This window comes from Bartonella sp. MR100HLJHH (assembly GCF_042194215.1).
In the GTDB taxonomy this organism is placed as follows: domain Bacteria; phylum Pseudomonadota; class Alphaproteobacteria; order Rhizobiales; family Rhizobiaceae; genus Bartonella; species Bartonella grahamii.
In genome coordinates, this window is record NZ_JBHIMR010000001.1 from 150,736 (window position 1) to 166,947 (window position 16,212).

Below are 16,212 nucleotides of genomic sequence, written 5' to 3' on the forward strand. Positions count from 1 at the left end.
TTTCATAAAATCGCCCAAACAAACACAATGTACAATCTCTGGTGTAAAAAAGTCCTTTAATAATTTATCTTTGCAATAACTTGATATGAATTGTTATCATACCAATTTATAAAAAGTGAATATAAAGGATAAATCAATGACGTGTATAAAAGTTGATAAGGACAATTTCGAAAGTGAAGTTCTAACCTCTTCCACCCCTGTTGTGGTTGATTTTTGGGCAGAATGGTGTGGCCCTTGCAAAATGATTGCTCCAATTTTGGATGAAATTTCAATGGAAATGCAAAATCAAGTTAAAATTGCTAAGGTAAACATTGATGAAAATCCGGAACTGGCTACCCAATACGGAGTACGTTCTATCCCTACATTATTAATGTTTAAAAATGGAAATATTTCATCGAATATGGTTGGAGCTACCTCTAAAGGACGTCTTTCTGAATGGATAAAAGATGGGCTTAGTTAATTCCACATATAATCACTATAAAGGAGAGAAGCTTTGTCTCTCCTTTTGATTTTTTTTAATATTCTTTTTTGCATTATATTATAATAAAAAGATAATAAAATCAAAATGTTAAATGAATTTAAGAATTCATACTTTTATGCATGATTCAATTGACTATTTTTTATAAAAAATTGCCCTGTATGAAGAATATAGGCAATTCTTTCCTTATATGCGCGTCAAAAATATTGGGTGAATGATAATTTCATAGAGGTATTTTCTTCTTGGATAAGACTATTGAGATAGATAGTGCTTTCAACACATAAAAAGGCAATATCAATCTAGAAATAAGGAGATTTTAAGAAAAAACTTTGCAAATTACTTTTCTGAAGTTCACAATTTTTAAGCAGAAAGAAGTAAGCAATTCACTACAGATTATATAATGCTCTTCTAAAGGGTTACCACTTCAATTTAAAATTCTCTTGTACTATTCTCTAGAATCAAAAGATTTTTTTGGAGCCTTTACCAAAAATATGAAAGGCAAAAAACATTCTCTAAAATAAATTGATAAATTCCTATAAATTAACGGATGTCCTTTGCAATTTATGTCATTGTTATATAAAAGAGTCAGTATTTCGTCTCATCTTCATGGTTGATCCGCCATGAGGGACTTCTTTATGTTGTTCATCATTTCAAATTTCGGTACGTATTAGAGGTATTATCAATTAAAAAATGATGAGGTCCATGCTCATGTCGATGTTTTTTTAAAATGTACGAATTGCAAAAGACTGTTGCAAACGTTCAATGGCATGTTGTGCTGATCTGAGTGTTACATGACGCCCATGTTCTTTATAGTGTAAGGTGAGTGCAAAAGTGGCGAGCTCTAAAAGAGCTGTATTTCTTTCTGGCCATTCAACAAGTAAAATATTTTTCTCACGAGCTTCATGAAGCCCTAATTCATCAATTTCTTCTGCCATAGAAAGGCGGTAAAGATCAGCATGAATAATTTCAAACTGTGGAAGTTGATAGCTTTGCACAAGAGTAAAAGTAGGGCTTGGAACATCCATAGTGTTATCATTCGCAAGTGTTTGGATGATTGTACGTGCAATAGTTGATTTTCCAGTTCCAAGATCTCCTTGCAACGTTACAAGATCCCCCAGCTTTAAAGAAAGGGTTAAATGTTGTGCAAAAAGCTTTGTTTCCTCTTCATTTTCAAGAAAAAAACTAAAATTCATTAAGAGTTCCATGAAATGGATGAAAAATTTTTGTTATAATAAAGATTGAAATTAAAAAATCTTATCTCCTTTGGGAAGTGGGAAAAAACATTTAACTGTTGTTCCTTTTCCAGAACCGGTAAGAATCTCAACATGTCCACCGTGTAGTTCAACGAAACTCTTCACAAGGGAAAGGCCAAGACCCGCTCCTGCACGCCCGCCATGGTGTGAATGAGAAGAAAAACGTTTAAAAATACGATCAAGGACGTCTTTTGGAATATCAGAGCCTTCATTGTGAACGCTAAAGACAATATTATCATCTTGTTCATCGACGCAAAATTCAATAGTGCTCGCTTCCGTTGCAAAATTAATAGCATTACTCAGCACATTCACAAAAATTTGATGCAAGCGTTTTTCGTCAGCAGAAATGGAATTTAAGGAAGGAGAAATTTGTTGTAAAAGCGTAATATGGCGTCCATTAAGGCGATCTTCTATACGTGTTACTGCTTGTATCATAGCATCTGCAATATTAACCGATTTTATGTCCAACTCCATAATGCCTGCATCAAGGGTAGCAAGATCAAGAATATCGTTAACAATATTTAAAAGAGTTCCTGATTCTGAATGAATATGCCCAAGATATTCTTGTTGACGTTTATTGATAGAGCCGAAAATTTGATCACGTAAAATATCCGAAAATCCAATAATATTGGTGAGAGGTGTACGCAATTCATAGGAAACATGTTGAACAAATTCATTACGCAAACGATCAGCACTTTCTAATGCTTCATTTCTTTCTTGAAGAGCACGCGCAACATGGACAGTGTCCGTAACATTCACAAAAGTAAGCATCGTTTGTCCATCGGGAAGAGGGACCAGAGTATAGTCAATAATCATATCATTTTTAAGATCTATACGACCTGAATATGTTTCACGTTTTTCAGCAAAACCGGTAATGAATTTGGTAAATTGATCCCATTCTTGTCCTAAGGTTAAGGCTGAACAATGGCTTTGTAACTGTGTAATATGGGTCCCTTCTACCAGTAAATTATAGGGAAGCGACCACAATTTCGACAGGGCAGGATTCGATAAACGAAGGCGCCCATCAGTACCAAAAACAACCACGCCTTCGGAAAGTTTATCAAGTGTTTCACCTTGTATTTTAATAAGTGTATTATAACGGCGTTCAAGATCAATTTTTTCTGTAAGGTTTTCGTAAAGCCAAGTGACACCTCCTTGTGGATGAGGGTTCGAGATAACACGCACCGTACGCCCATCTGGAAGATTCCAAATTTGTTGGTTCGATTCTGTTTGTCGATAGGCTTTAAAAAGTTCTTCTTTCCACGCGCGCCAATCGGGGTGTTCAGCAATGAGCCCTTTTTCACGTAAACGTTCAAGAAATAATGTATGGCTTGGTTCACTTTCTAAAAAGGAAGTCTCCAACGGCCATAAAATTTTAAAAGCATGATTACAGAATTTTAATTTTTGGTTTGTATCAAAAATAGCTACAGCTGTTGAAATTTGGTCAAGTGTTTCACAATGGCTTTGAAGAACATAACTTAATTCATGAGCAAGATTTTCATATGCGCTGTCATCACGCGCAAAAGCTGCCATCCCTTCGGCTGTTGTAATACGTGTGAGATGAAAACGATGTCGTTCTCCATCAATAACTGTGTGAACATGTTCTTGAAAAATTGTTTCTGTTTCATCTGTTTTACGTTGTGTATTTTCATTGAAAAGATCCCCCACTTCATCACTGTCTTCACGAAAGTCTGTCATTTCTCTAAAGGCGCGATTTATAAAACAAACTTTTCCTTCACAATCTTTTATCCATACGGGCTCTTGAATAAGATCAAGAAGATTACGCTGCATTCTCAGTTCAGTAAGAAGGCGGGCGATATCTTTCTGTAAACGAGCATTTTCACTCTGTTGTTTTGAGATATCTTGAAAACGAGCAATAGCGACTGTTCCTGCGATGACTCCTGTAACTTGCAGCAATATATTGTTTGTGGTGGTGATAGAAAGATCAAAAGGGTGACATTTACAACGTAGTTGAGTCAATGCATAATCAAGTTCTCGCAGAGAATTTTCTTCAACCCAGAGCTCAAAACGCTGAAAATCTTTCTGGTCGATTCCTATTTTTTGTAATGCAGAAAGGGCACCAACGACACGGGGTAAGGTTGTTGGATTTTCCCAAATAAGAAGGAATTGCTCGGTTTCTTCCAGAAGCCATTCATAATATTTAAGTTTTTCAGAAAAATTTGCCTGAATTATATTCAAAGGCTTCTGTGCAGTTTTTTTTGCACGCATAATAACAGCCAAGCACGTGAGAAGTGAAGCACAAGAAATCCCTCCACACAGTGCTAAAAGCAGCCATGGACCATCTAGTAAAGTGAAGAAAAATGGTAAATAACCTTCCAGTGACTGAGCAACAGCGCATGTTGGAGAAAAAAAGAAAAAAAGGCAAAATATATACGCATAGATTCGAATCATTTTTTGAGCTTTTTCTTTGGGGTTATAGTCACCAAAGCTGCGCACGACATCTTTCCCTTTTTTAACCCAAGGAAATGTTTAGTAACGGTAATGGGTTGGTTTATAAGGTCCTTGTGGTGTGACTCCAATATAAGCGGCTTGTTCTTCTGATAAAACACTTAATTTTATTCCTAACCGGTCAAGATGTAGACGTGCAACTTTTTCATCAAGATGTTTAGGCAAAACAGTGACTTCATTTGTATAGTGTTCTGCACGGGTAAAAAGTTCAATTTGCGCTAAAACTTGATTAGTAAAAGAGGCTGACATGACAAAAGAGGGATGCCCAGTCGCATTCCCGAGGTTTAACAAACGCCCTTCAGAGAGCAAAATGATGCGTTTTCCATCGGGAAAGGTGATCATATCAACTTGTGGTTTAATATTTGTCCATGGCAAATTTCTAAGGGCTGCGACTTGGATTTCGTTATCAAAATGACCAATATTTCCAAGAATACACATATCCTTTACTTGTCGCATATGGTCTAAACGAACAACATCTTTATTGCCTGTTGTCGTGATGATAATATCAGCACTGGAAGCAGCATCATCCAAATTAACAACTTCATAGCCATCCATAGCTGCTTGAAGAGCGCAAATAGGATCAATTTCTGTTACTTTAACACGAGCCCCAGCACCAGAAAGAGATGCTGCTGAACCTTTTCCTACGTCACCATAACCACAGACAATGGCAGTTTTACCAGCGATCATCACGTCTGTTCCACGTCGAATACCATCGACCAATGATTCTTTACATCCATATTTATTATCAAACTTTGATTTAGTGACGCTATCATTGACATTAATAGCAGGAAAAGGCAGAAGCCCTTCTTTTTGTAACTGATAAAGACGGTTTACACCTGTTGTGGTTTCTTCGCTTACACCTTTAATTGTTGCACGCTGTCGTGTAAAAAATCCTGGCGTTGCATCCATACGCTTTTGTATTTGTTTGAAAAAAAATTCTTCTTCTTCTGTTTTGGGATGCGATAGGATATCTTTATTTTGTTCTGCACGACTTCCCATTAAAATATAGTTTGTGGCGTCAGCTCCATCATCTAAAATAAGATTGGAAGGATTACCATCTGGCCATTGGAAAATTGCATCTATATAAGTCCAATATTCTTCCAATGTTTCACCCTTAACGGCGAATACAGGAATACCAGTTGCGGCGATAGCTGCTGCTGCATGGTCTTGCGTAGAAAAAATATTACTAGAGCTCCACCGTATATCGGCGCCAATAGCTTTTAATGTTTCAATTAAAACAGCTGTTTGAATTGTCATGTGCAATGAGCCAGAAATACGCGCTCCGCGCAAAGGTTGATTAGAGGAAAACTCCTTACGACAAGCCATCAAACCAGGCATCTCAGTTTCAGCAATATCAAGTTCTTTACGACCATAAGCGGCAAGTGCAATATCTTTGACAACAAAATCTTGAGCTGCCATTCTTTATCCCTTTAAAATAAGTTTTTCCAAGACGGTAGGAGAAATTAAAAAAAAATGCAAGACAAGAAGAGGACTTCTTTATGTGAAAAAGCTCTTTTAAAATCTTCATAAATTTGTGCAACAAATATGCATTTATGAATCTGAGTGATGATGTTACTGACAGAATAAGAGATCTCCATGATAAGTCTTATTATATAAACAAAACTCTATCCTTTTCACGTAACGTTAAAGCTTTTAAAAATCTCCAGAGAGAATACCTTTTAAATAATAAAAATTGTGCATTGCTTCATAGTTTTTATATCGATTTTTTATGGGATAATATCGAAAGTAGTATACGAGTATTCTACTCGCTTATGCGGTTGTTGAAAAAGGAAGTATTACCTTACTTTAATCTCATTATTAAGCTTTCTACCAAAATAATATAATGCAAAGCCATAGGTTATCATATTTATGAATAGGCAATTCAGAATCGGTTCTTTAGGATTCCAATGTTGCATCTGTTCTTGGATAAAGACAGTTTATAGGGAGTGCTTTTCTCCTGTTTTCAACGATTTTTATCAAAATACTATAGATATACGATTAAACATTTTTTGTGATACTGAATAGAGCATTAAAAATGCAAAGACATTACTCTATTGAGCACTCTGATTTTAAAACCGCTAACAACGAGCTATAAATTATAAATCAAATAATTAACTCATTTCTGGAAAAATTTATTCTAGACGAGTAAGTTTTTGGAAAATTGACCATGTGGACGAAATCGCCAAAGATAACTTGGCAAGAATGCAGCCATTGCTCTGGGGGTAATTCCCACACCTTCTAGAGTATATCCATTCTCTATAGCCTCTTTAGAAACAATGTTATCCATTTGCAAAAAACGTATTTGATTGGCTGTTACGAGTGTTGGTACAAAAGGAAATTTACCGATAGTTCCCAAAATTCCTCCAATCAATAGACCAGCAGAAAGAGGCATGGATAGGATTGTTTTTTTACGGTGAATAATTTTGAGTATATTTTCAAGAGTATTTTGGAAAGTGATAATCTGGGGACCACCAAGATCATAATTTTTTCCCCAAGCAACCTGTTCATCTAAAGCGCGCGCGATAAACTCAGCAACGTCACCAACATACACGGGTTGCAATTTGCTTTGCCCACCCCCAAAAAGAGGCATAATTGGTAAAAAACGTGACAAATCTGCTAAGGTGTTAAAGAAACAATCCTCTGGTCCAAAGATAACGGATGGACGGATAATAATTGCTTGAGGATGCTTGTTATGAATGATTTGTTCACCCATAAACTTAACACGTGCATAAAGACATGAAGCATTCTCGTTAGCCACAAGTGCTGACATATAGATGAGTGGAATAGCAGCTTGTGCTGTTAATTCAGCAACATTGTAAGCACCATAAATTTGTGTGTTTTTAAAATTCGATTGATTTGCTTGTTTTAAGCTACCAGGTAAAAACACTGCCGCATCAGCTCCAAGCAACGCGCGTGCAACAGAGGCACGATGCTTGATATCCGTTTTAAGCATTTGGGTTTGTCCTACTTCTCCTATTTGGAGCATGTAATAAGCTTTTTGTGGATAACGAACAGCGATACGAACGCGATATCCCCGCTTAGTCAAAGTTTCAACGACATGTCGTCCTACAAAACCAGATCCGCCAAAAACAGTAATAAGTTTAGGATGTTGATAAAGTGCACAATCAAGTTGCATGATTAAAAAGTCTATCTTTCAAAGCTTTAAAATAATCAATTTCTAGCATGGAGGTGTTTTATTGTCACGTAAAATATCGCCCGCAAGATAAAGGGAACCACTAATAAGGACAATTGCCTCTTTATATTCGGCTCTAATCTTATGCAAAGCATCTTGTAGATGTGCTTGTGGAGTAGCAAAGATTCCTGCTTTTTGCGCTGATTCAGCTAATTTTATTGGAGAGATACTGGCATTATTGTTAATCAGCGGTATCGTATATATTTTATCGACAAGGTTCGCTAAGGAACGAAAATAACCGACAGCATCTTTGGTATTGAGCATGCCAGCAATCATAATAATGGGACGATCTGTTTTTTTTCTCCATTGTGTAAGTTCTGCCGCAATAACTTTTCCAGCAGCAGGATTGTGACCACCGTCTAACCATAAATCAATATTAGGAGACAGTTGATCAACCAAATGTCCTTGGATAAGATGTTGCATCCGTGCGGGCCAATAAATATTTTTCAAAGCGTCATTTATGGTTTGTTCTGAAAGTTGAAAACCTGCTTGACAAACTGCTTCAAGAGATGCGCCAGCATTGGCAACTTGGTGGTCTCCAATAAGGTTAGGAAGTGAAAGATCCATGAGACCTTGATTGTTTTGAAAAACCATACGTCCATGTTCTTTATAACTTTGATAATCTTGATCAAATAGAGAATAAGGTGCTTTATTTTTATCGGCAAGGGGTATTAAAGTAGCAAGAGTTTCTTCATAATTTTGCTTCCCGATGACTACTGGAACATTTGGTTTGATAATTCCCCCCTTTTGAAAAGCGATTTGAGCAATTGTGTTTCCAAGAAAGTTCTCATGATCATAATCAATGGGCATAATAAGCGATACAGCTGGTTTGTTAATGACATTGGTAGCATCAAAACGCCCTCCCAACCCAACTTCTAAAATGACAACATCAGCTGGATGTGTACTAAACAGCATAAAGGCAGCGGCTGTAAAAATTTCAAAAATAGTAATCGGCTCTTGACGATTTACTTTTATAATTTCACGGATTGTCTCAGCCAATTGGTTTTCTGTAACAAGTTGACCACCTCCTTTTTGACCTAACCGGCAGCGTTCATTCCAGTTGACGAGATGAGGTGAGCTATAGACATGAACGCAGTATCCTGCACTTTCTAAAAGAGCACGGCAAATCGCTGAGGCAGATCCTTTGCCATTTGTTCCAGCGATGTGAATAATAGGGGCAAGTTTTAAATGTGGATTACCAAGACGCTCTAAAAGGTGAATAATACGCTCTAAAGAAAGATCAAATTTTTTCGGATAATTTTTTAGTAAATCATCCACCACCCTTTGTATCTGGTTTTGTTGCATAAATTTAAGCTGCTTTTGTCGTAGAAAGCGATGTTTGAGAGTCTGTTGGGGATGGATCGGAAGGGTCAAAAACAGCAGGGCGTTTCATCATCAAACGTAAAAGACGCGCAATTGTTGTTTTCATTTCTAAACGTGATACAACCATATCAATCATACCATGTTCGAGCAGATATTCACTACTTTGAAAACCTTCTGGTAGGGTTTCGCGTATAGTTTGTTGAATCACACGTGGACCAGCAAAACCAATCATAGCGCCAGGTTCAGCAATGTGAATATCACCAAGCATGGCGTAAGAAGCAGTAACACCACCGGTGGTTGGATTAGTCAGCACAACAATATAGGGAAGTTTTGCTTCTTTCAACATTTCAATCGCTACGGTTGTACGAGGCATTTGCATCAACGAGAGTGTTCCTTCTTGCATGCGTGCGCCACCAGAAGCAGAAAAAAGAACTAACGGGCGCCTTTCGGCAATGGCAGTATCAAAAGCTTTAATAATAGCTTCTCCTGAAGCCATACCGAGTGATCCACCCATAAAGGCGAAATCTTGAACGGTCGCAATGATTGGTAAGCCTTCAATCGTACCACGTGCACTTAAAATATTATCATCAACACCAAGTTTAGAACGATAATCTTTTAACCGGTCAATATAGCGTTTTTCGTCACGAAATTTTAAAGGATCTGTTACAACTTTTGGATTTTCAAGAGCTGTATAAACACCATCATCAAAAAAATGCATGAGACGATTTTTAGCGCTGATACGCATATGATGGCCAGAATTGGGAGCTACAAATTGATTAGCTTCCAGATCTTTATGGAAGATCATTTCACCACTGGTAGGATCTTTAATCCATAGATTTTCTGGAATTTCACGGCGCCCCAATATAGAGTTAATTTTAGGACGAACATAATTTGTAATCCAGTTCATCTTTATAACCTTCCTTTAAATATTACACATCTTTCGCATGATTTGAAAGAATATGAACCTAAGCAGTCACATTTGCTTTACCGGTGGAACAAAGGAGTCTATTTAATACTTTTATCTGTGTACGTATAGCTTGTTTTTTAATTTTTATTTTTTTACTTTGGTATTAAAATTCACTCCTTGCGATGGTTAACAAACCCCTTATTTTTTAATAAAAATGAAAATCCAATTAATCATTCGTATCAACAGTTTTTAAGAAAAGAAACCTTATAATATAAGGCTTTAACAAGGCTAAAATAATCCATTTAAGATAATGTACATGATAACACCATATTAGCGAAACGTTATCATCAGAGCAAGATTTTTTTCAAAAGGTTTCTTTAAAGCGCGCGCTTTTCACAATTAAAATTGAATACCCTCAAAAATGCTATTATATTACTCATTCATGTGCTTGTTTTACAAAGACATTTTTCAATAATCACCAAAACTCTCTTAATGACTGTCCTCAGAAGAGTATATACTCTCCGTAAATGGTATAAAATACATTATGCTCTTCATTTTTACTGAAATAGAAGGTACAAATCGATACCATCATACTCTTTTCCAGTTTTAATGTGACGATAATGTTTGCATTGAGAGGATTCATAAAAGATATTTCACGCCTTTTTGAAAGTACCTTTATCTACACACCACCTCCGTTTATGACATATTAACAAACGATTTCAATTAATCCAATATGAATAGGATTAAAATGAGAAAGCCTCATGATATTTAGGTTTTTCACTCATGTTGTGAAACAATAAATTATCGTTATAAATCAATATATTACTTTAATAAAAGATAAAGCATAAAATTTTATATTATGCTTTTTTGGCTGGCAAGTTTTATTAGCCTTAAAGTCAAGTAACATTATTTTTGTGTAATGCGTGCCATGGTCTTTTGGGAAAGCATTTTGTGTAAATATGTCATAAAGGCGGCTGCAAAAAGCGGTGTTGTTAAATTAAGAATTGGAATCGAAACAAAAAGCGCTATTAATAATCCTGCACCAAAAACCGTTGTGTAATGAGTATGTAAAAAAGCACGTGCATCTTGCTCTGTTCGAAAACGATAAGCAGCAAACAAGAAATATTCATGACCAAGCAAATAACCATTAATAACGTAAAAAGCGATTAAATTAATACCTGGTATGAAGAATAAAATAAAAGCAATTCCATTACCAAGAAGGCTTAAAATAACAAATTTAAAGGAAATGATAAGAGAACGCTGAAACGGCAAAGCTTGTCCAATAGGCTCGTTTGGGTAATCCTCTTTTTCAATGATTTCAGCAACAGAGTCAATGAAAAAACCACCAATCATAGCTGCGATTGGTGCAATCAAAAAAGCCAACAAAAGAGCCAAACCAAGATTAAAAATGATAAGCATGCTAAAACCAATCCATCCCGCCCAACTAGGGAGTTCAGGAAAAAACTGAGCAATCCAAGGCCAAAAGTAAGACATAAAAAGTTGGTGCACACATAACCATAAAATGGCGAGAATGAAAAAAGTAATCCCCAATGCTTTCAGTATCATAATACTATATTGCGAGGTCAGAAGACGTTGTAAAGCACGATAGGCAGCAGTAAAAATCATAAATTAATAAACTAAGGAAAGAAGCAAAAAAAACAAGAAATATATTTAAAGAATGTACGGTGTAGTTTTTTCTTTTTTGAATTACAAGATTTCTTTTCAAGAACATTATAAAAAACGGCTAAGGCTTCTTTGTTTAAAATAAAGTTTGAATAGATAGAAATTTTGATTTTTAAAAATCAAGAAGAATTTAAAAAGCAGCTGTTGTAGAAGAAATTTTTAATATTTTTGTACAGAGTGTAGGTTATTGCGTTTATATGATATATGTGAAAAATTAAGGAATAAGAACTATTTGGGAGGAAAGTTGTTGACTTCTATTTATTCAGTAGAGTTGTCTAATTTCGTTTATCTACGTGCTTAATTGTTTTGCACAATTCCTAATGCTCTGTACTTTTATACTATTTGGCGGCATGCTTTTGCCTCTCGCTTTTATTCAAAACATATTGAGTTCAATGGAATAGGAGTAACGTAGTAGCTTGTAGATATTCTGATTTGGGCAACAGAATGATTAATATGATAGAAGTGGAAAAAATAAGCTTAGGCGATTGACTGTCCATATCCCATGGAAGGGTAATTTCTTGAGAAGAAGCAAAGAGTGGGAGACACCACTGATGATTAAAAATGATGAGATTTTGAATTTTAAAAGCTATAAGTGCAATGAAGTAAGAATTCATTGAAGCACTTTTCATACAAGTGGTGCACTGTATCAAATAATTTTTAGATAATAACACCACTAATTTATGAAGAGAATTGATCATTTTCAACTTGAATAAGAATCCAAAATATAGAAATATTCTTTAATTTCAAAGCCTTTATTCAACATCAAAAAATTATTTACTTGCACATTATAGGCGAGACCAGTGTATGGATACAAAGCTTTCGATAAAGGACTAAAAATGCTTCTCATGAAACATCACAATGTGAGGATATCATGGATCAAATCCTAGTCTTTGTGGTCTTGGTATGCTGGAGAGAGGACACACACATTTAATTTTAAAGACCGATCACTGAGGAAAATAATAAAGGCGTCAGTTTCATAAACTTATAGACAGTGGTGCAATGAATTTTGTTTACATTCTTTATGAGCATCAGTGTGAGATATGCTTCAAATTGCATTGAGATGTTATAATACATTGATTTATACATTATTTTTCATAGTGAATAAGAGCCCCAAGTAAAGTTGTCATATTTTCTTATTAGCTGCTCTCATCATGAAACAATCAAAAGCATTTATTTGCACATCATAAATAGGACTAATATGGGGATAAAAACATTGAAGAAAGAAAATGCTTTTATAAACTCTATCCAGTGCAAGAGCTTTCTCAAAATTGATGGTAGGCAAAGTAAATAATAGCTTGTTTTTTATAAGCTGGGGAAACAGAGGTGCAATAGATCCTACTTTTTATGATGGCTATGGGTGAAATAGAATTTTTTAAAGAAACATTTCCCAACGCTCGTCACACCCATTTCCCAACAGTGCTTGTGAATGGTATAAGGGTAAAGCTCTCGTGAATAATATAAAACTTATAGGGCACCACTATCTTTACACTTAATAAAAGAGCACTGCGGGCACCATCATTCTCTCAGTATTGCTCGACAGCTCTGTTCTTGAGACGGTCCATTATAAGCGTTTTTAGTTCTTTCTTAAACGTTTTGTATTCATACGGCTATCCTTCTTTGCAACGTGCAAGAAAATGGTTTTTATTGATTCAACATGAGAGAGAGTTGAAATGAGAGAATCTTACGATATTCAGGATTCTAATTTAATATGAACAACGCTAGATGATCATTATAACTCAAAATATTGTATACTAATCGAGATAGATAGACACCTATTGTTAGTTCTATTTTATAAGGTGTTTTAATATGAATGCATTTGAAGAGTTATTATTTGAAATGGGGTATATTTTCCTCATGAGGAGTAGGTGTCTGGGGGGCAAAAAATGATACAATCATGTTTGCTAATTTTTGCGCTACGTGTTGTTTACTCATATGGGGCCATTGTTCAACTTTTTCCTTACTCACGAGATAAACTTGATTTGTATCAGCACCCATGACACTTGTGCCATCTAGTTGAAGAGAAATATCATTAGCAAGAATGAAATCAGCTCCTTTTTCAACACATTTTTTTTGCGCATTGGCAATAATATCACATGTTTCAGCAGCAAAACCAATGACCAATGAGGGGCGATTTGGAGCGTGTCCAATCATTGCTAAAATGTCAGGATTTTCGACCATATGAAGGGATGGTGGTATTTTATGAGCATTCTTTTTAATTTTGTGTAAAGACTGCGTTTGACTGCGCCAATCACAAACAGCGGCGACAAAAATGGCACCATCAGCAGGCAATGCGGTTTGAACGGCTTGTAACATCTGTTGTGCTGTTTCAACATGAATGGTTTTTACTTCTTGTGGGTCTGCAAGATTAACAGGTCCACAAATAAGTGTTACTTTTGCACCCAAATGCGCAAGAGCAGTTGCGATGGCATGACCTTGTTTACCTGAAGACCGATTAGCAAGATAACGCACTGGATCAATTGGTTCATGGGTAGGGCCAGAGGTAACGATGAAATGGCGGTCAGAGAGAGGTTTTTCATGCACATTCAAAAGAGCCTCTATGGTAGCGACAATCGTTAAAGGTTCGCTCATGCGCCCATATCCTATCTCGTCACGTTCAGCCATATTTCCGATTTCTGGTCCAATGATATGAACGCCATCTGCGCGCAGTTGTGCAACATTGCGAATAGTGGCTGGATGCGCCCACATGGACGGATTCATAGCGGGTGCAATTAAGAGTGGACAGCGTGCCGCTAAAAGGATGCAATCAGCCAGATCATCTCCTATGCCATTGGCTATTTTTGCAATGCGATTGGCTGTAGCAGGGGCTAAAATAATAAGGTCAGCATTACGTGCTAATCGGATATGTCCAATATCGTGTTCTTCTTCGCGTGAAAATAAATCAGTATATACAGTACCACTGCTTAAAGCTTCAGCAGCTAAAGGCGTAATAAATTTTTGCGCTGCTTTTGTCATCACAACTTTTAAGTGTGCTCCACGTTCTTGTAAACGGCGAATCAAATCAAGTGCTTTATAGGATGCAATACTTCCCCCAATAATAAGAAGGAGAGATTTTGATTTCAATGATTGCACTTCAACAGCACTAGTATGAGAGAGTTGTGTGGTGAGAGGAGTGGGATTGCTTAAAAGGCGTCGGACTTCTTCTTCCATAGAAATACCATTTTGCGCGGCACGTATGCGCAAAGCTTCTTTGGTTTCAGGAGACAGGTTACGAATAGTAATACTGGCCATAAAATACCTCCAAGAAATAAAATGATTGCAATGATTTCATCGTTGATATTTTTAGCATATTAAGGAAATTAGAAAAGATGAAAAAAGTAAAAAGTGAGACAAACGCAACAAAGCGCAATGATGAAAAGACTATAACGACCATAACGGTTTCTACGACTTTGTTCGACAGCAAGTTGTTTGATGGTGGCAGGAGAAAGATTAAAACCTGTTTTTCTCATTTGATCGAAATCTTCTTCTATCCGTTGGAAATTTTGAACCAATTGTGGTGTTTTGCGTGCCAGCGAAAGGAGAGCTTGCGCTCCTTCACTAAAGTCTTTTGCAACGCCTACAGGTCCCAAATTTTTACTAATCCATTCTTTGACAACAGGTTCAGAAGCTTTCCACATATTAAAAGTGGGGTCTAATGTGCGGGCAACACCTTCCACGACAACCATCGTTTTTTGCAGCAATAAAAGTTCAGGTCGCGTTTGCATGTCAAATAATTCAGTGACTTCAAACAATAAAGTGAGCAATTTAGCCATGGAAATACTTTGTGCTGATTGTCCATGTATTGGTTCGCCAATAGCGCGGTTGGCTTGCGCAAAGCTTTCAATGTTATGGTGTGAAGGAACATAACCGGCTTCAAAATGGGCGCGTGCAACCCGATGATAATCACGGGTAATAAAGCCATAAAGGATTTCAGCAAGGAAATGCTTTTCTTTTTTGCCAAGCCTTCCTGTAATGCCTAGATCAACAGCAACAATACATCCTTTTGCATCTACAAATAAATTACCAGGATGCATATCAGCGTGAAAAAAACCATCACGCAATGTATGACGAAGAAAAGATTGAATAAGCGTAATGGCAAGCGCCTGCAAATCAAATCCTGCTTCTTTGAGTTTGGAAATTTCGGATATTCTGATACCATCAATCCATTCCATTGTAAGAACATTACGTCCTGTCCGTTCCCAGTCAATACGTGGAACCCGAAAGCCTGTATCATGTTGAATATTTTCAGCCATTTCAGATATAGCCGCTGCTTCTAAACGTAAATCCATTTCAATGCGTGTTGTTTGTGCTAAAGTATCTACCACACGAACAGGACGAAGCCTTCGAGAGGCAGGGATATAGCGCTCTTGTAAGTGAGCAATGAGATAGAATCCTCTAAGATCTTTAGAAAAACGTGCTCTGATATTAGGACGAATAACTTTTACAGCACATTTTTTCGTATGACCAGTTTCATCACTGTATTCAGCTGGATGAACTTGAGCAATAGAAGCTGCAGCAATGGGGGGATAAAAATTTATGAATAAATCATCGATAGAGCGACCAAGAGAACTTTCAATTTGAGCAACAGCAGCAGTGCAAGAAAATGTTTGGACACGATCTTGTAGTTGTGACAAATCTTCCGCAATATCACGCCCAACAATATCAGGTCTTGTGGCAAGAAATTGACCAAGTTTTATGTAAGAGGGTCCAAGCTTATTAATGGCATACGAAATATTTTCAGATCGCTGTTTTTTTTTCGTTTTGCGTCGTGCTAATGCACTCGCTATACGATGACATAGCGCTGGAAATCCTTGAAGATCATCATGAGGAAGAGCACTTAAAACACCTTCACGTGCTAAAACCCATCCTGCATGCATCAATTGAAGGTAAGGGGAAATTTGCACCATTT

10 protein-coding genes are annotated in these 16,212 nt (G+C 36.6%); 1 reads left to right on the top strand and 9 read right to left on the bottom strand.

Annotated elements, in window-relative coordinates; all coding sequences use genetic code 11:
- Positions 1-136 precede the first annotated feature (136 nt).
- Positions 137-460 carry a thioredoxin gene (gene trxA / locus ACFIJ7_RS00640; protein WP_012754458.1) on the top strand — a complete coding sequence of 108 codons (324 nt, stop codon included), beginning with the start codon at positions 137-139 and terminating at the stop codon, positions 458-460.
- Between the two features lie 740 nt (positions 461-1,200).
- Here the strand turns inward: trxA and tsaE are convergent.
- The 9 genes from tsaE to ubiB all read right to left on the bottom strand — a co-directional run bounded on the left by tsaE (position 1,201) and on the right by ubiB (position 16,210).
- Positions 1,201-1,671, bottom strand: coding sequence for a tRNA (adenosine(37)-N6)-threonylcarbamoyltransferase complex ATPase subunit type 1 TsaE (gene tsaE, locus ACFIJ7_RS00645; protein WP_375644362.1), 471 nt, complete (start codon positions 1,669-1,671; stop codon positions 1,201-1,203).
- Positions 1,672-1,722: 51 nt separating this feature from the next.
- A complete protein-coding gene (locus ACFIJ7_RS00650; RefSeq protein WP_375644363.1) occupies positions 1,723-4,188 on the bottom strand; it encodes a PAS-domain containing protein in 2,466 nt (821 codons plus the stop codon).
- A gap of 33 nt (positions 4,189-4,221) precedes the next feature.
- Positions 4,222-5,619: an adenosylhomocysteinase gene (gene ahcY / locus ACFIJ7_RS00655; protein ID WP_375644364.1), complete on the bottom strand. Its 1,398-nt coding sequence runs from the start codon at positions 5,617-5,619 to the stop codon at positions 4,222-4,224.
- A 718-nt stretch (positions 5,620-6,337) separates the two neighbouring features.
- Positions 6,338-7,336, bottom strand: a complete 999-nt coding sequence (locus ACFIJ7_RS00660) for a complex I NDUFA9 subunit family protein (protein ID WP_375644365.1) — start codon at positions 7,334-7,336, stop codon at positions 6,338-6,340.
- Positions 7,337-7,378: 42 nt separating this feature from the next.
- Positions 7,379-8,698 (bottom strand): bifunctional folylpolyglutamate synthase/dihydrofolate synthase, encoded by a 1,320-nt coding sequence (locus ACFIJ7_RS00665; protein WP_375635377.1) that lies wholly within the window; start codon positions 8,696-8,698, stop codon positions 7,379-7,381.
- A 4-nt stretch (positions 8,699-8,702) separates the two neighbouring features.
- The gene (accD, locus tag ACFIJ7_RS00670) at positions 8,703-9,623 is read right to left on the bottom strand and encodes an acetyl-CoA carboxylase, carboxyltransferase subunit beta (protein ID WP_375635378.1); all 921 of its coding nucleotides are present in this window, start codon (positions 9,621-9,623) and stop codon (positions 8,703-8,705) included.
- A gap of 906 nt (positions 9,624-10,529) precedes the next feature.
- Positions 10,530-11,249, bottom strand: coding sequence for a sulfate transporter family protein (locus ACFIJ7_RS00675; protein WP_375635379.1), 720 nt, complete (start codon positions 11,247-11,249; stop codon positions 10,530-10,532).
- A gap of 1,884 nt (positions 11,250-13,133) precedes the next feature.
- Positions 13,134-14,555, bottom strand: coding sequence for a bifunctional phosphopantothenoylcysteine decarboxylase/phosphopantothenate--cysteine ligase CoaBC (gene coaBC / locus ACFIJ7_RS00680; RefSeq protein ID WP_375635380.1), 1,422 nt, complete (start codon positions 14,553-14,555; stop codon positions 13,134-13,136).
- Positions 14,556-14,623: 68 nt separating this feature from the next.
- Positions 14,624-16,210, bottom strand: coding sequence for a 2-polyprenylphenol 6-hydroxylase (gene ubiB, locus ACFIJ7_RS00685; protein ID WP_375644366.1), 1,587 nt, complete (start codon positions 16,208-16,210; stop codon positions 14,624-14,626).
- Positions 16,211-16,212: the final 2 nt, after the last annotated feature.